The sequence below is a fragment of the Vibrio sp. Vb1574 genome (genome assembly GCF_033338675.1).
In genome coordinates this window covers 13,098-30,744 of sequence record NZ_JAWOTC010000055.1, presented here as the reverse complement: position 1 = coordinate 30,744, position 17,647 = coordinate 13,098, and the positions used below count along the sequence as shown (strand labels likewise).

The 17,647-nt window shown below is 45.3% G+C and carries 14 protein-coding genes; 5 read left to right on the top strand and 9 right to left on the bottom strand.

The genetic code is table 11. The annotated features are described in order from the left end of the window. Positions 1-712 precede the first annotated feature (712 nt). From R7O12_RS21985 to zntR, 4 genes are all read right to left on the bottom strand, one after another. Complete coding sequence (locus R7O12_RS21985; protein ID WP_005451159.1) at positions 713-2,848, bottom strand: lysine decarboxylase CadA; 2,136 nt, start codon at positions 2,846-2,848, stop codon at positions 713-715. A 117-nt stretch (positions 2,849-2,965) separates the two neighbouring features. After that, positions 2,966-4,309, bottom strand: coding sequence for a cadaverine/lysine antiporter (cadB, locus tag R7O12_RS21980; RefSeq protein WP_017635552.1), 1,344 nt, complete (start codon positions 4,307-4,309; stop codon positions 2,966-2,968). A gap of 697 nt (positions 4,310-5,006) precedes the next feature. Beyond that, a complete protein-coding gene (cadC, locus tag R7O12_RS21975; RefSeq protein ID WP_318126376.1) occupies positions 5,007-6,569 on the bottom strand; it encodes a lysine decarboxylation/transport transcriptional activator CadC in 1,563 nt (520 codons plus the stop codon). Between the two features lie 163 nt (positions 6,570-6,732). Next, entirely contained in the window at positions 6,733-7,131 is a 399-nt protein-coding gene (gene zntR / locus R7O12_RS21970; RefSeq protein ID WP_005382529.1) for a Zn(2+)-responsive transcriptional regulator, read from the bottom strand. 265 nt (positions 7,132-7,396) lie between these two features. Here zntR and purH point away from each other — a divergent pair, with 265 nt between their 5' ends. Both purH and purD read left to right on the top strand, forming a co-directional pair. After that, positions 7,397-8,989 carry a bifunctional phosphoribosylaminoimidazolecarboxamide formyltransferase/IMP cyclohydrolase gene (purH, locus tag R7O12_RS21965; protein ID WP_239933120.1) on the top strand — a complete coding sequence of 531 codons (1,593 nt, stop codon included), beginning with the start codon at positions 7,397-7,399 and terminating at the stop codon, positions 8,987-8,989. A 194-nt stretch (positions 8,990-9,183) separates the two neighbouring features. Then, positions 9,184-10,473 (top strand): phosphoribosylamine--glycine ligase, encoded by a 1,290-nt coding sequence (purD, locus tag R7O12_RS21960; RefSeq protein ID WP_253657752.1) that lies wholly within the window; start codon positions 9,184-9,186, stop codon positions 10,471-10,473. A gap of 84 nt (positions 10,474-10,557) precedes the next feature. Here purD and R7O12_RS21955 read toward each other — a convergent pair whose 3' ends face one another. Continuing rightward, positions 10,558-11,256: a DUF1481 domain-containing protein gene (locus tag R7O12_RS21955; RefSeq protein ID WP_053307544.1), complete on the bottom strand. Its 699-nt coding sequence runs from the start codon at positions 11,254-11,256 to the stop codon at positions 10,558-10,560. Between the two features lie 39 nt (positions 11,257-11,295). After that, positions 11,296-11,568 carry a nucleoid-associated protein HU-alpha gene (hupA, locus tag R7O12_RS21950; protein WP_005382524.1) on the bottom strand — a complete coding sequence of 91 codons (273 nt, stop codon included), beginning with the start codon at positions 11,566-11,568 and terminating at the stop codon, positions 11,296-11,298. A gap of 253 nt (positions 11,569-11,821) precedes the next feature. Between hupA and R7O12_RS21945 the strand changes: the two genes are divergently transcribed. Further along, a complete protein-coding gene (locus R7O12_RS21945; RefSeq protein ID WP_270007549.1) occupies positions 11,822-12,955 on the top strand; it encodes a hemolysin family protein in 1,134 nt (377 codons plus the stop codon). Between the two features lie 79 nt (positions 12,956-13,034). On the opposite strand, the gene R7O12_RS21940 is transcribed toward R7O12_RS21945, so the two are convergent. Continuing rightward, complete coding sequence (locus R7O12_RS21940) at positions 13,035-13,622, bottom strand: YjaG family protein (RefSeq protein ID WP_005382520.1); 588 nt, start codon at positions 13,620-13,622, stop codon at positions 13,035-13,037. Between the two features lie 66 nt (positions 13,623-13,688). On the opposite strand from R7O12_RS21940, the gene R7O12_RS21935 reads away from it, so the two are divergent. Next, a complete protein-coding gene (locus tag R7O12_RS21935) occupies positions 13,689-14,612 on the top strand; it encodes a D-2-hydroxyacid dehydrogenase (protein WP_213906398.1) in 924 nt (307 codons plus the stop codon). A 2-nt stretch (positions 14,613-14,614) separates the two neighbouring features. Beyond that, positions 14,615-15,187, top strand: coding sequence for a uracil-DNA glycosylase family protein (locus tag R7O12_RS21930; RefSeq protein WP_005382518.1), 573 nt, complete (start codon positions 14,615-14,617; stop codon positions 15,185-15,187). 221 nt (positions 15,188-15,408) lie between these two features. Here the strand turns inward: R7O12_RS21930 and hemE are convergent, their stop codons facing one another. Next, on the bottom strand, positions 15,409-16,476 hold the full coding sequence (hemE, locus tag R7O12_RS21925; protein WP_213906397.1) for a uroporphyrinogen decarboxylase: 1,068 nt from the start codon (positions 16,474-16,476) through the stop codon (positions 15,409-15,411). A gap of 247 nt (positions 16,477-16,723) precedes the next feature. Beyond that, on the bottom strand, positions 16,724-17,521 hold the full coding sequence (gene nudC, locus R7O12_RS21920; RefSeq protein ID WP_005382516.1) for an NAD(+) diphosphatase: 798 nt from the start codon (positions 17,519-17,521) through the stop codon (positions 16,724-16,726). Positions 17,522-17,647 lie beyond the last annotated feature (126 nt).

Below are 17,647 nucleotides of genomic sequence, written 5' to 3'. Positions count from 1 at the left end.
TTTGATACCGAAGTATCGAATTGGATTATCATCAACGAGTGCCCACACAGATTGATAGGTCTATATTGTTAAAGAGCTTTTCTAACATTTTCAGCAACTTAGTTGCTCGTCGTTAGGGGTGCGTATCTTACTTCACACCGTGAGAGAGTCAAGCATTTTTTCAAATTCTTTTTTCTCTCTTCCCGACTCGCTGTGTGACTTTCGTCTCACTCCGTGTCGGTGGATGCGCAGTATAGGGGGTTGAGAAATTAGCACAAGCGTTTTTTGCAAAAAAACTTCCAACCGCACAAATAACGAGCATTCTGCATAGATACTCAACGATCTTGTCTAATATTTCGGGTTGCAGAGGATCTTTTCATGATGAAACACCTGACTTCTGCATTAAAAGATCGCCGATTTCTTTGTGATTTTGATTGCTGATCTTATCTCTCTTGGTTCTTTTTTCTCTTTCTATCTATATAAAGACGAAAAAAAGAGCAGAACGATGACGAACTGCTCTTTTGGTCTTTGCTTTTTATTTGGGGTACTTCAGGTGAAGTCTTGGAAAAGTGTTTCTTCTATATATAGAAGAAAAGATCAGAGCATCCTTGCCCTTCTCTTTACGACAGAATAGTTAGGGGTATATCTAAATGCCGTTATTGTTCGATGACGCATTGAGCTCGTAAGAGTGGAGCATGCTTGCATTCCCAATAGCGTCATCTTCGAGAGGAACTTAGTTCTTCAATACTTTTACGGTGTAGCTACCATCTTTTTGTTGGTATAGACCGTGGATGTCGGTTTCGAAACCTGGGTAATGCGCACCGATCTCACAAAGCATCTCTAGGAAGTCCAGCACAGGGCGAGACTCTTGAGTCACCATTTCACCAGGAAGTACTAGTGGCACACCTGGAGGGTAAGGAAGGATCATGTTCGCACTTACGCGACCAACCATTTCTTCCAGTTTGATTTCTTCTACGTTACCGCGAAGCTCTTCTTGCCATGCTGCGTGTGGTGTTACTTTCATTTCTGGAAGAACATCGAACGCTTTGTACATTAGCTCTGGTAGGTTGTATTTCTTAGTTAGGTCATGAATTGCTTGTGCTAGTTCTTGAACGCGCATGCCTTCATAAAAGCTTGGATCTTCGTTGTATAGCGAAGGTAGGAAGCTCTTGATGGTTAGGTTCAAGTCGTAGCCACGTTTAAATTCAGTTAGACCGCGTAGCAATTGCATTGCTTTTGATTTGTCGATACCGATTGAGAATAGGAACAACAAGTTGTATGGACCTGTTTTCTCTACCACGATGCCGCGCTCGTCTAGGAATTTAGCCACCAGCGAAGCAGGAATACCTGATTCTTCTAGTTCGCCTTCTTTATTCATCCCTGGAGTCAGTAGCGTTACTTTGATTGGGTCAAGATACATGTGGTTATCATCCATGTTCTTGAAGCCGTGCCATGTGTCGCTAGGGTCTAGTTTCCAACATTCTGTGGTATCGATGTTTTCTGGTTGCCATACATCGAAGAACCAGCTGTCGCTTTCTGCTTCTAGACGTTTGATCTCTTTACGGAAGCGGATTGCGCGATCGATAGAGTCTTGCATCAACTTCTTACCAGTGTTGCCACGCATCATTGCCGCTGCAGTTTCAGTAGAAGCAACAATGCCGTACTGAGGTGAAGTTGAAGTGTGCATCATGAAGGCTTCGTTGAAAGATTCTTTATCAAAGTCGCCTTTCACGTGAATCATTGAAGCTTGTGAGAACGCTGCCAACAGTTTGTGTGTTGATTGTGTTTCGTAGAACACTTTGCCTGGCATCGCTTCACCACTCATACCACATTTACCTTCGTAAATTGGGTTGAAGTTAGTGTAAGGCACCCAAGCACTGTCGAAGTGGATGTGTTTACAATCTAGCGACTCTTTGATGAATTGCGTGTTGTACAGCAGACCATCGTAAGTTGAGTTAGTCACTACTGCGTAAGTTGGTGCTGTTGCACCTGGTGTTTTCGCCACTTTCTCTGCAATGACATCGCGGCTGAATTCGCTTTGTGGAATACCACCAAGGATGCCGTATGCGTTACGAGTTGGGCGGAAGTAGATTGGTGTCACGTCGCTCATCATCATTAGGTGAGTCAGAGATTTGTGACAGTTACGGTCAATCAGTACTGTGCTGCCAGCAGGTGCTGAGTACATACCAACGATTTTGTTCGATGTAGACGTACCGTTAGTTACGATGTACGAGCTGTCTGCATTGAATGTGCGTGCGATGTATTCTTCTGCATCTTTATGTGGACCTGAGTGGTCTAGTAGAGAACCTAGCTCAGGCATTGAGATTGATACGTCCGCTTTGAATGTGTTTGGACCGTAAAAATCGTAGAAGATGCTACCAGCAGGGCTTTTCTGGAATGCAGTACCGCCCATGTGACCTGGAGTACAGAAGGTGTATTTACCTTCTTCTACGTATTTGAATAGCGCTTTAGTGAATGGAGGCATGATGGCATCTTTGTATGCCTCAGTCGCTTGGTTGATTTTGATAGCGATGTCGTCAGCCATACCTAAAGCGTACTCGAAGAAGCTCACGTTTAGACGTAGGTCTGTTAGTGAAATGTCTAGAGTAGACTGTTCGTTAGCAAATGCGTGAACAGGCAGTTTTTCGTTGATTTGGCTGATACGTTCACATAGCTCAAGTGAGTATTTATCCCAGTCGAACAACACACCGCAAATGCGTGGGTTCATCTCAATCATTTTGATCAAGTCTTTATCATCTACTGGGTAAACCACTTCGTAGCCCGCTTTCTCAAGAGCAGCGTGAAGTTGACGAACTGGCTCTTCTTTAAAGAACACACCCATGTGGTTCAAGATAGCGAATATATTCATTTGGACATCTCCAAGGCGAATGAGGGCGCTCTTTGCCATTTACAGGCAATGAGTAAGGTGAGCGCCGCGTGAATTTGGGTTTTATGGGCTGGCACCGTAGTGCCAGCGTTTTGGGGATTAGTTGCTTGCTTGGGCAGGCATGTCTTCAGCGTGCATTTTCACGTACTGAGCAAGACCTGCTTTTTTGCTGTAGAACATCAAGATAACTAGAGACACGATGAAGGTTGCTGTTAGCGTACCGCCCTCTGCACCAGCTAGTGCAATGAAGCAGAACAGACAAGCCACACCAGAGAACAGCATTACGAAGCCGTTGCGTGTTGTCATACCTTCGAAGCGAATCAAGTTAATGCTTGAGTAGAAGTAAGGCAGCATTGTTAGTAGAACTGCGTCAGTCGTTAGCTGGTTGAACAGGTCTGATGCGTGTGCTGTTTTAGAGCTGAAGAACATCAGTACAACCATCAGTGCAGTCATCTTGATTGACGCAAGGATTAGACCTTTCTTAGGCACACCGTTTTTGTCAGTTTCGCCGTAGATTTTAGGGAAGTTGCCATCGCTTGCTGCACGTTTACCAGCCTCGCCCACCAGCATCATCCAAGAACCTAGCGAAGTGAAACATGCTAGTGCTGTGAATGCTGATACGAATGGTGCAGTCCAGCTACCGAATAGCTCAGTGGTTGCCAATGCAAATGGCGCACCTGATGCCGCAACTTCTGACGCTGGGAACATGCCGCTGATCATTTGAGTTGATAGGATGTAAATCACACCTGCGATACCAGTACCTAACATAGTTGCTAGTGGTACAGTACGTTTAGGGTTTTCTACCATACCCGTCGATACCGCTGCTGATTCCACACCTACGAATGACCATAGACAGATAAGAACCGCTGTTACTACCGCGTGGCTGTCAGTGCCTGCTGATACGTTCCAGTTTTGGCTGTAAAGCGCAGTATCGAAGTGCGTCCAACCAAATGCAGCTGTACCAACAACTGGGATAAGGATAAGAACTAAACCAAGCGTACATAGACGGCTTACCCAGCTACCACCAAGTAGGTTGACGAAAGTGAAGATCCATACCGATGCAATCGTCGCAATACCTGCTGGAATTGGGTTATTAAGCACAGGGAAGAATACTGAAAGGTAAGAAACACCTGTAATGGCAATAGCCAGGTTACCAATCCAGTTCGCGTGGTAATAAAGAACGCCCGTTTGGAAACCAAATACCGGAGACACTTCGCCAGCATAAGCGATAGGACCACCTTCTTGTGGGTTTTTGGTTGCCAGACGAGCGTAAACGAACGCCAGACTCAGTGCACCGACCAAACAGATCAGCCAACTGAAGATGGAAACAGAGCCTACAGAGGCAAGACTAGAAGGTAATAGTGCAATACCACTACCCATCATGTTACCGGCTACGACACCCGTACAGGCAATAAGGCCGATTTTTTTCGCATTCGATGACATAACATCTCCAAATCTATTCTACTCGAGTCAACATGACTCAAACTGAATGGTTATTAGCGAGATGCTATGAGGAGGAACCTTCTCGACCTCGCTAAATTTCGAAGTGAAGACTACGCCCAAAAATCGGGAAAAAAATAAACTTGGTGTTATCAATAAAATGATTAGTTCATCAACATCAAGTTGAGATAAACATGATAAACACAAAAATATAAAACTATATTATTCATACGGTTATAAGAAAAACATCAAACCTTCTACCGATAGATAAACTCTCATCAACTCGTTGGTCATCGCGATAAAAGTTATCAACCTCTATCAACTTCCCCATCCCGAAGGGTTAATTCCCTGAAGTGTTGATTCCATAAATCTCTCCCTGATCGCGCTTCTTGACCCAAGTCAATATTCATCTCGCATGCAAGAAGGCACCAAAATCATTCTCGCCACATAACTCATCCAGACACTTCATACAATCAATAGAGATAGAGATAGAGATAGAGATAGAGCTAGAAATAGAAATAGAAATAGAAATAGAAATAGAAAAGCAAAGCGGGTATGTATTCCCGTTGCAAGCTTGCGTTGTTAGCTCCTTCGTAAGTCATTGCCCCACCGCCCCACCCTTTTCACTTTTCGACAGCGACAAAAAAGCCCCTCATCGAAATGAGGGGCTAGCATTAGGCTGACGTTGAGTCCGAGAGAATTAAAGCATTCGAACGACAGAAGGGTGAACGGCGCGATACATGGCGTAATCAATCGCCTTCATGTTACTTGGGAAGACCAAGTTTTCGCACAGCAGGTACGTCTCAACCGACGTATCAATATAGAAAGCTTCACTGTAAGACTCACTGGCTAAATCCAGATCACCATCCAATTCGGCGTGCTTACCGCGAATCACATAGGAAAGCACTGAATCACGTAACCTCAATGCCTGTCCGAGATGCCGCTTGGCTAACGCCATGTCACCAATGATGGTTTCGTGCAGTGCTAAAGCTTCATAAATTCGCGGTTGAATTGGCCCCACCATCATTTTCACATTAGTCTCTAGTGCTTCACTGAGCTGCTGCATTCGCCCTTTCTTCAACTCCTGTGAGAAATCAAGTGCCTTTTGTACATGGTAAGCAATCAACAACTCAGCTTGAACGTAAGCATTATCCGGCTCGATTTCTAAAATGTTTTCCATCAAGTCGATACCTTGGCGGAATTGTTTAGTATCAGAGACATTAAGGTAATGGTTAGCCTGAACAAACAACTCCAACGCGTCGGGATTCATTGGCATTCCCGCCACCAGCATCGTAGATTTCAATTTGGCATCCGACACTTTCAGCACTTGCATCAAATCCAACGACGCTTGTTGAAGCACTGTCTTTAAATGACTACTGGTTAACGCGTATTGACGACTAAACAACACTTTCTCAGATGAGTTATTGCGATATTCCACCTCTAAAAAGCTGCCACCGTCATTCTCACGAACTCTCACCACAACCGATTTACCAGGCACAATGCCAGAAGTAAACGACGCCTTCTTTAGCATGACTCGGTAATCACTGACTTGAGCAATGTCGGACATCAACTTTTGGGCGAATCCGTCTGCCAAATCGTAGCTTAATCCTTCATTCGTAAAATTATCTTGAAACTTGAACTCAATCAGATGGGTATCGATGGCTTGGGTAATACGCACTTCCGATTGCTTGTAGGTAAACACGCCCATCACTACGACCAACATACTGATCCAGATGAAGTTCATAATTCCCAATCGCCAAGGACTGATTTTGTTTTTGCTCTGAGGGGCTTTTTTCTCTTTTGACATCTCGCAGACCGCGCGAGTTAGAGGACCTGCTGGAAAGGTAACGGCTGGTGCTACAGGTAGACAATCCTCTTCCGATTCTTCAACCGAAGGTGGGATCTCTTCATTTTGCCGACTTGTGACAAACTCTTCATGCGTCATAGTAACCACGTTCGCTACCAGCTTATAGCCACGCTTGGGCACCGTGATAACGTAGTTGGTATTTTCCTCTCGACCGTCACGTAGTAGCTTACGCAACTCAAAGATGGATTGAGTCACCACTTGATCGGTCACAATCGCTCCAGCCCAAACGTACTGAATCAATTCCTCGCGGTTGAACACCTCATTCGCATGCTCCGCTAAGAAGTGCAAAAGATTAATTAAGCGTGGCTCAACAGTAACTTCCCTATCTTGTCGATACAGCTTATTTTCATCAACGCTCAAAACCCAGTCATTGATTTGAAAATAGACTCCAACCATGTATGAAAACTCTCGTATCTACAGACAGCGTTACGGTAGGAATCAGACAATGGTTGATTCCTACAAGTAACTAAAGGCAAGATTATAGGTGGGAAAGCAGCGTGTACCTAGAAAAGCAAGTCGCCAAAAATGCAAACTTAAGTTAAGTGATGCAAGAATGAGACTACTCAAGTGCTGCAAGGATAGAGCAATGTGTGGCGTCATCGTCTGTATGACCACAACAAGCATCATTAATCTTCTTTAACGCTCGGCGAATTTTCGTCAGCTCGTTAATTTTCCCATCAATCAGCTCTAACTTGGCAGAAGTAATGGCTTTTACCTCTGCACAGCTGTGTTCTGTCGCTTCTAACTTAATTTCTAACAGGTCTTTAATTTCATCCAGACTCAAGCCAAGATCTTTACCTTTGAGGATAAAGTGCACCTGCTTTTGATTCTCTTCATCATACAAGCGATAGCCTGACTCACTTCGTCCTGCGGGTTTTATTAGCGCGTTTTTCTCGTAGAAACGTAATGTATCGGCAGTCACACCACAACGTTTTGCCAGTTCACCTATCTGAAACATAACTTTCCCTATTAACTATCTCGTTACTTTTAAAGCTAAAGAACGACTTTTTTGCAATTATTTTTGAGATGCCAAACGATTGCGCGAGCTTTTTTGTAATAAATTGGTTAGAATACGCGCCATCAAATGTGGAGACTGTTTTCTAACCAGAAAATACCCTGCAAAGGTCTTTACCAAAACTGGCCAATATTTTACCCCAAGAGGTAAAAACAAGTTCATTTTTGGCAAACATCTTTAACTCCGTGAATTTGAGGAAAATGGAAGCATGAATAACGCTCGTCCTATTCGCCGTGCGCTTATCAGCGTATCAGACAAAACAGGTATTGTTGAGTTTGCGCAAGCTCTTGCTGAGCGCGGTGTCGATATCCTATCTACTGGTGGTACAGCTCGCCTACTTGCCGAACAAGGCATCGCCGTAACCGAAGTCTCTGACTACACTGGTTTCCCAGAAATGATGGACGGCCGCGTTAAAACGCTTCACCCAAAAGTTCACGGTGGTGTGCTTGGTCGTCGTGGCCAAGATGATGACGTGATGGAAAAGCACGGCATCAACCCTATCGATATGGTTGTCGTAAACCTATACCCATTCGCAGAAACCGTTGCCAAAGAAGGCTGTACACTAGCCGATGCGGTTGAAAACATCGATATCGGCGGCCCAACAATGGTTCGTTCTGCAGCGAAAAACCACAAAGACGTGACTATCGTTGTTAACGCAGGTGATTACGGCCGCGTAATTGCAGAGATGGACGCAAACGACAAATCTCTCACTCTCGAAACTCGCTTCGACCTTGCCATCGCTGCTTTTGAACACACTGCCGCTTACGATGGCATGATCGCAAACTACTTCGGCACTATGGTTCCATCTTACGGTGAGAACAAAGAAGGTGATGAAGAGTCTAAATTCCCACGTACGTTCAACCAACAGTTCGAGAAGAAGCAAGACATGCGCTACGGTGAGAACAGCCACCAAGCAGCCGCATTCTACGTTGAAGCAAACCCACAAGAAGCATCTGTTTCTACTGCTCTCCAAATCCAAGGTAAAGCCCTTTCTTACAACAACATCGCAGACACGGACGCCGCACTTGAGTGTGTGAAAGAGTTCAACGAGCCAGCATGTGTGATCGTAAAACACGCGAACCCATGTGGTGTAGCGCTGGGTAAAGACATTCTAGAAGCATACAACCGCGCTTACCAAACTGACCCAACATCAGCGTTCGGCGGCATCATTGCATTCAACCAAGAGCTAGATGCTGAAACAGCAACCGCTATTGTTGAACGTCAATTCGTTGAGGTCATCATCGCTCCTTCCGTTTCTGCTGAAGCGATTGAAGTGGTTGCAGCGAAGAAGAACGTGCGTCTACTTGAATGTGGCGAATGGACAACGAAGACAACTGGCTTTGACGTGAAACGGGTGAATGGCGGTCTACTGGTTCAAGACCGTGACCAAGGCATGGTAAGCCTAGACGATCTAAAAGTGGTTTCTAAGCGCCAGCCAACAGAAGAAGAGCTGAAAGATGCCCTATTCTGCTGGAAAGTAGCGAAATACGTGAAATCTAACGCGATCGTTTACTCGAAAGGCGACATGACTATCGGTGTAGGCGCAGGCCAAATGAGCCGCGTTTACTCTGCGAAAATCGCAGGCATCAAAGCTGCAGACGAAGGTCTACAGGTTGAAGGTTGTGTAATGGCATCAGATGCATTCTTCCCATTCCGTGACGGTATCGACGCGGCTGCAGAAGCAGGCATCAAGTGTGTTATCCAACCAGGCGGTTCTATGCGTGATGACGAAGTTATTGCAGCGGCAGACGAACACGGCATGGCGATGATCTTTACCGGTATGCGTCACTTCCGCCACTAATCCTCTCGTCTTCACTGGGACGATAACTGCGTTGACGGCGTTCACTTATCCTAATCACATAGCATACTATGCTCATAGGAATAAGTTCACTTGTCGCCTTGTCCTCGTCCCATTGAATTAGAGAGGCCATATTCAGGTCTTTGCGAAATATCTGAGTTTGAGCAAACGGTATTTATAAGATTAAGGATTTTCATATGCGAGTTTTAATCATTGGTTCAGGCGGTCGTGAACATGCGCTAGGCTGGAAAGCAGCGCAAAACCCAAATGTTGAGACTATTTTCATTGCTCCAGGCAACGCAGGTACAGCACTAGAGCCAAAACTAGAGAACGTAAACATCGATGTAGAAGACATCGCTGGCCTTGTTGCTTTCGCCAAAGAGAAGGCGATTGAACTGACTATCGTTGGCCCAGAAGCACCGCTGGTTATTGGTGTGGTGGATGCGTTCCGCGAAGCGGGCTTACCAATCTTTGGTCCTACCCAAGCCGCAGCGCAGCTTGAAGGCTCTAAAGCGTTTACTAAAGACTTCCTTGCTCGTCACCAAATCCCAACCGGTGCCTACGCAAACTTCACAGAAATTGAACCAGCGCTTGCTTACGTGCGTGAGCAAGGTGCACCGATCGTGGTGAAAGCCGACGGCCTTGCTGCTGGTAAAGGCGTGATTGTGGCAATGACGCTAGAAGAAGCGGAAGACGCAATCAAAGACATGCTAGCAGGCAACGCATTTGGTGATGCTGGTAGTCGTGTCGTTATCGAAGAATTCCTAGATGGTGAAGAAGCAAGCTTCATCGTGATGGTGGATGGTGAGAACGTTCTACCAATGGCCACCAGCCAAGACCACAAACGCGTAGGCGACAAAGATACTGGTCCTAACACCGGTGGCATGGGTGCATATTCTCCTGCTCCAGTGGTGACACAAGAAATCCACAACCGCATCATGGAAGAAGTGATTTACCCAACGGTACGCGGCATGGCTGCTGAAGGTAACCCTTACACTGGTTTCCTATACGCGGGTCTGATGATCGACAAAGACGGTACTCCGAAAGTGATCGAGTACAACTGCCGCTTCGGTGATCCTGAGACACAACCTATCATGATGCGCATGGAATCGGATCTTGTTGATCTGTGCCTAGCGGCAATCGACGAGAAACTGGATCAAGCGGAATCGAAGTGGGATCCACGAGCATCGATTGGTATCGTGTTAGCAGCCGGTGGTTACCCAGCTGCATACAACAAAGGCGACGTAATTTCGGGTCTGCCACAAGTTGAAATTGAAGGCGAAAAAGTCTTCCATGCAGGTACAGATAACAAAGATGGCGACATCGTGACAAACGGTGGTCGTGTTCTTTGTGCAACCGCACTTGGCAACAGCGTATCAGAAGCGCAGCAGCGTGCTTACGAGCTTGCAAAACAGATCAGTTGGGATGGCATGTTCCATCGCAACGATATCGGCTACCGTGCAATTGCACGTGAGCAAGACAAATAAAAACAACATAAGTTGGCTAAAAAACAAAAGGCGCACTCAGCGCCTTTTTTTATTGTTCTTGTTCGACAGAATTCGAAGCAATGTTTATTCAGAGATCAACTTTGGCCGAGAAACACAATCAAAGTCATCGTCATTGAGCATCAACAGTTCATCGACCATTGCTTTGTTTCGTGACTGCTTGCCGACAAAAGCCACATAACTGTCTACCGATGAGAGACGCTCGATAATAAATTTTGGCAGCGTCTGATTAAACTCGAGTGTCGAGAACACCTTACCTTTGCAGGTTTCAAACGATTGACCATTCCAATAACCTTGAATAAGGCTCTGATTGTTACGAGACTGCGCCTTAACCGATGCCACTACGTCATTCGCTTCTGCTTTGTAGCGCTCTAATTGGTCATGCTGGAGTGGTAAGACTTTACGGTTAACACGATATTGTTGGTAAACCGCTTCGCCATCTTTATTGAAACGGATGTGGATTTGAAAAGGCACCAACTCTTGTTTGGTATCAACTTGCTCGCCTTTTCGAATCAACTCTCGCAACTCACCTTCATCCCAGCGATAATCACTCTTGAACCAACCATTGTCCCCCATAGTCACATAATCAGCTGCCGTACTCACACGAGTGAGTTTCTCTGTCATCCAGTACAAGCTGCTAGCATCTCCCGCAACTTTACCACCAGAAAAATGCGTGAATTGTTCTAAATTAGGAGTTTCAACCGATGAACAGCCAAAAAGGGTAAGGCTAGATAGGAGAAGTGAAGTGAGTAGATGTTTTTTCATGAAATTGCACCGAGGCAGGATACCTCGGTGCATTCTAACTTAGTTTACTGATTCTTTCAGCGCTTTACCTGCTACGAATGCTGGTACGTTAGCTGCTGCGATTTGAATCTCGTCACCAGTCTTAGGGTTACGACCAGTACGTGCAGCGCGGTGGTTTACTTTGAATGTACCAAAACCAATTAGTTGAACTTGGTCACCCTCTTTAAGTGCGCCAGTTACACCATCAAGAGTCGCTTCAAGAGCAGCTTTTGCTTGTGCTTTTGATAGGTCTGCTTTCTCTGCGATAAAGTCGATTAATTGGGTCTTGTTCATTAGGTTTCCCTTCTCATAGGTTATCGAATTCGTCTCACTCTAAAACATAAATGCCCCATCTGGCAAAGGTTTGTAAGCGATCTTTCGATTTTCTGACGTACTTTTAGCCATAATATGAGTAATAACTCACAATTTGTTACCACATACCCCCTGAAAACCCTTGCTTTCCAAGGTATTTGGACCAATTTATAAGTCACTTTTGCGGTTATAATAGCTGCAAATAACCACTATCAAACTACATTCAAGGGCAACTATGCTGCTGTTATCCATTTATATCTCTATTGCAATCGGCATTTCGTTTATCTGTTCGGTGCTGGAGGCGGTACTGCTGAGTATCAGTCCGAGCTACATTGCACAGCTCAATCAACAGGGGCATCCCGCAGCTGGGCAATTGGCTAAGCTGAAATCAGATATCGACCGACCACTGGCATCTATTCTGACTTTAAACACCATCGCTCACACGATCGGCGCGGCCACTGCTGGTGCACAAGCTGCGGTTGTATTTGGTAGCGAAGCATTAGGTATCTTTTCGGCAGTGCTGACATTGGCGATCTTAGTGCTTTCAGAAATCGTACCGAAGACGATTGGCGCGACCTACTGGCGTCAGTTGGCACCCACTGCCGCGGTCGCATTGCGTTGGATGGTATGGGCGCTTACACCCTTTGTTTGGTTCTCAGAGCAAATCACCAAGCGTCTTGCTCGTAACCACGAAGCTCCGAAGATGCGTGATGAACTGTCTGCAATGGCGATTCTGGCACGTGAAAGCGGTGAATTTGCCGAGGGTGAATCAAAAATCTTAAGCAACTTGCTTGGCATCCAAGATGTACCCGTAACGCAGGTTATGACGCCACGACCAGTAGTATTCCGTGTCGATGCCACAATGACCATCAATGAGTTCCTAGAAAAACACAAAGATACGCCTTTCTCACGCCCATTGGTTTACAGCGAACAGAAAGATAACATTATTGGTTTTGTGCATCGCCTTGAGTTGTTCAAACTACAACAATCAGGTTGTGGAAAAAAACAGTTGGGAGCAATCATGCGCCCAATTCAAGTGGTGCTAAACAATACTACTTTACCTAAAGTATTCGACCAGATGATGACTCATCGCTTACAGCTGGCACTTGTTGTTGATGAATACGGTACCGTGCTAGGTTTGGTAACGTTGGAAGATATTTTTGAACACCTCGTAGGCGAGGAGATCATCGACGAAGCAGATAAAAGCACTGACATGCAGGAGCTGGCTTACCAACGCTGGGAAAGCTGGAAAGAAATGCACGGCGTAATCGAAAGCCGCGATGACGATGAAGAAGATAATGAGCCGGAGAAGCAGGATAAAGAGCCAGAAGCTCAAGAGCCACCGAAACCCGACTCGAAAGAATCGTAATCAGCATTAGGTATAACAGCTTAAACGCACAAACAAAAAAGGCATCCAGTTAGGATGCCTTTTTCTATTTATTCAACGATTAAAGTGCAATACCGATGTTGCTCACACCTTCTTCACGTAGCTCTTCACGCAAATCTTTAATCAAGCTGATGTCACGTTCTACCGCTTCACGCAGCGGACGGAAGATAGCCCACTGGACGTCCCACTCTTCACATACGGCTTCGTTTTCTTTCTGGTTGTCGTTAGTGATTGGCTCTGCGCCTTGTGCTTGCTCTAGATCAGCAACGGTTTGTACCGACTGTTGACTCACTTTAAGCATTGAATCGAAAAGGTAGTCGCGGTCCAATAGACCATGCAGTAACGTAGACAAACCCTGACACGCGTCCATCGCTGGGTAAACGCCGTAAAAATCGAACTCATCCGCACTTGGGAACAACTCTTCTAACTTCTCCAATTGACGTTCGAAGTTAATTTTCGCGTTCTTAACTGTCAAAATTTCCCATACACTATCAAGAATCGCTCGGTAAGCACGCGGGTCAGCAAATTCTGTATTCTCACAAAACATCGCATAGTTTGGATACATGCGTTCACACAGACACGCCATAAAGGTAATTTGTTGCCAAGGTTCTAGTTTTTCTAAACGAACCTGAAGAGGATTCTTAAGCATAGTCACTCAATCATTGAAGAAAAAAACAGCGAAAGTGTACTTGATTCATCACAGGGAAAAAAGTTAATGCCGCATTCAAATCAGATTTTCCTGCTCTCAGAGCATCGCGACACCTACAAAACGTTACTGGCAGAGAAAAATCTGCCCGATCTTTGCCTCACCGACCAACCAGAAGCCGCTCAGATCGTACTAGCGGATCCACCCTTACTATCACAAAGCTTAGACGAGTTTTCACAGCTTGAATGGGTACAATCCACGTTTGCTGGTGTCAACGCCTTAACATCCCCTAGCCTTCGTCAGGACTATACTCTAACTAACGTTCGAGGCATCTTTGGTCCACTGATTGCTGAATATGTTTTGGGTTACAGTATTGCCCATTACCGCCACTTTGCCCGATACCACCAGCAGCAACAAAACAAACAATGGCAGCCTCACCTGTACACGTCATTAAAAAGTAAAACCATGGTAATTCTTGGTACCGGTAGCATTGGGGGCTATCTGGGCAACGCCGCTAAAGCAATGGGGATAAAAACTATCGGTATTAACCGCACAGGTATCCCTACTCTAGGCGGCGAGTTTCATCAGACCTTTCATATCAATGAACTAAGTAAGGCATTTGAGCAAGCCGACATCGTTGTGAATACTCTACCAAGTACACCTGAGACGCGACAGTTACTTAATCGTCAAACGCTCAGCCAACTAAATCAGGCGTTATTGTTTAACGTAGGTCGTGGCGACGTACTGGATGAGGCAGGGTTGCTCTTCGCTCTGAAAAACCGTTGGGTAGAACACGCCTTCTTAGATGTGTTTGAGCAAGAACCGTTGTCGGTAGAGCATCCATTTTGGAAACTACCGCAAGTCACCATCACTCCACACATTGCTGCGCTGAGTTTTCCCGAGCAAGTCATCGAGATTTTTGCTGACAACTATCTACGCTGGCGCGATGGGTTTTCATTAAATTATCAAGTGGATTTCGAAAAGGGTTACTAAGAATGTCGTTAGACGAGCTATTGCAGCAAGTGAGGGCCTGCCAGATCTGCGCGGATAACTTACCTTTGGGTGCAAACCCTGTCGTGCAAGCAGCAAAAGGGGCACGCATCCTAATCATCGGTCAGGCCCCTGGCACACGTGTACACAAAACCTCGATACCTTGGAATGACCCAAGTGGTGATCGATTACGCCAATGGCTCGATATCGACAAAGACGTTTTCTACGACCCAAATAAAATTGCCATTGTCCCAATGGGATTCTGTTATCCAGGCAAAGGGAACTCTGGTGATTTACCGCCTCGTAAAGAATGTGCGCCCACTTGGCATAAAAAGATTCTTGAGCAACTGCCCAATATAGAGCTCACTCTACTAATTGGTCAGTACTCGCAGCAGTACTATCTCACTAACAAACCAAAGACGCTCACGCAAACTGTTCAGCAATGGCAAGATTGGGAACCGGACTTTATCCCGCTCCCTCACCCATCCCCACGCAATACATTGTGGTTAAAGAAGAATCCTTGGTTTGAATCTGACGTCGTGCCATACCTTAAAAAACGCGTTCACTCGATGCTTTAGGTTACCCATGATCTAATTGCTTGTTTATCTGTACAAGAAAATTAGAACATAAAACCAGAAATCATAAGCATTTGTTTATATTGAATTTTAATGTCTAATGTACAGCTAGAGTAGTAATTAGATCATAGTAGGCCAAATACTACCAGAGCTGTACGGCCTTGAGTTTTAGGTAAAAAAATACCGGCACTGAATGCCGGTATTTGATTTCAAAAAAATCTAACTTACTTGTGGTATGGCTTAGATAGCTCGTGTACCGCATCCACAAAGACGCCCGCGTTTTCTGGCGGCACATCCAAATGGATACCGTGCCCTAGGTTGAACACATGACCAGTACCTGCATCACCAAAACCTTCTAGAATACCCGCGACTTCTTCACGGATACGCTCTGGTGAAGCGTAAAGCATTGATGGGTCCATGTTACCTTGCAGAGCCACTTTATCACCGATACGTACTTTCGCGTCTGCAATGTTGATTGTCCAGTCTAGACCAACCGCATCACAGCCCGTTGCTGCGATTTGCTCAAGCCACATGCCGCCATTCTTAGTAAACAGTGTGACTGGCACGCGACGACCGTCGTTTTCACGAATCAGACCATCTACAATCTTGTGCATGTATTGCAGTGAGAACAGATTGTAATCACGAGGCGTTAGTACGCCACCCCATGTGTCAAATACCATTACCGATTGCGCACCCGCTTTAATTTGCGCGTTTAAGTACTCGATAACGCTGTCTGCCAGCTTATCTAGAAGTAGGTGCAGAGTTTGTGGTTCCGCGTACATCATCTTCTTGATCTTGGTAAACGCTTTAGAGCTACCACCTTCGATCATATACGTCGCAAGAGTCCAAGGACTACCAGAAAAACCAATCAGCGGCACTTCACCCTTCAGGTCTTTACGGATCTGGCGTACTGCGTTCATTACGTATTGCAGTTCACCTTCAGGATCTGGCAAACCAATTTTTTCCACGTCGGCTTTGCATGTAATTGGGTTATCAAAAACAGGTCCTTCACCCGCAGCAAAACGCAAACCAAGCCCCATTGCATCTGGAATCGTTAAGATGTCCGAGAATAAGATCGCGGCATCAAGAGGAAAACGGCGTAATGGTTGAAGTGTCACTTCGGATGCTAATTCTGCATTTCGACACAAAGACATGAAATCACCCGCTTCTGCACGAGTCGCTTTGTATTCTGGTAGGTAACGACCTGCCTGGCGCATCATCCATACTGGCGTGTAATCTACCGGCTCTTTTAAAAGCGCACGCAGATAACGATCATTTTTTAATTCAGTCATTCCGTAATTCCAACTGTTAGGCTTTCTGTGAAAGGGGGTATTCTATCACTGATTTAAGTCCAATAGCTGTGTGCTTTGCAACCTGGATCAAGTTATTAACTTTTAAATCAATGCTTAATTTGCACCCAATCGGTATCAGTGTTAAAAATTTGTTCGCTAGCGAAAACTACAATTATAAACTGAGTACTTAGTACTCAGCATCTCATAACGACATCTTACTTACCCCCTCCCTCTCGGAGGGTTTTTTTTATCTATTTATCAGACAATTAGAGTCTATATCTTTCAGCGTTTGTTCGATAAGTGCTCTTGCAATCGTTCCTTTAGGCGCAACAGGCGGCATCTCGTCGATACCAAACCATTGTGCATCAGACAGCTCAGTGTAGTCTGGGCTTAACTCTCCGGATTCATAATCAGCTAAAAACCCCATCATCATACTGGATGGGAAAGCCCAAGGCTGGCTGCCAAAGTAACGAATATTTTTAACGAGAATTCCCGTTTCTTCATGAATTTCTCGAGCCACGCACTCTTCTAATGTCTCACCGACTTCTAGAAAACCCGCAATAACCGTATACATACCATTTCGATGCCTTGGATGTTGGGCTAATAAGATCTGATTTTCTTTACGTACAGCAACGATAATACACGGAAATATTCTAGGATAATGAAGGGTGCGACATTCACCACACTGCATGGCTAACTGGTTATTATTAAGAAAGTTTCTTCCTCCGCACTGTGGACAAAAGCGCAAACTTTGCGTCATGTGCCCATATTGCACAGCTTTACTTAACAACATAAATAATGGCTCAGGAAAATGCAGGCAGTCACGCAGGGATACTAAAGGTAGATCATGCTCTAAATCGGCCAAGTTAAGCCACATGACGGGCGAACCAGAATACTCACCAATGGGTCTTGCACTCGTTACTGGCAGTGATAACTGCTCTGCAGACCCGAAGGGCACAGCACCATCCACCAGCCAAATTTCACTTCCTGCAACAACACACCAGTATGCATTTATCGCGCGGTTAACATCACCTTTTCTTAACATTACACCATCCCTTTGCTTGAAGTTCGTTCATTTTACTGGCAATCTAATTTCATACTAGAGTTTATCGTTAAGTAAATGTGCACTCTAAATTCTAGTAAGGACAAGAGTTTGTAATAACTTTACTAA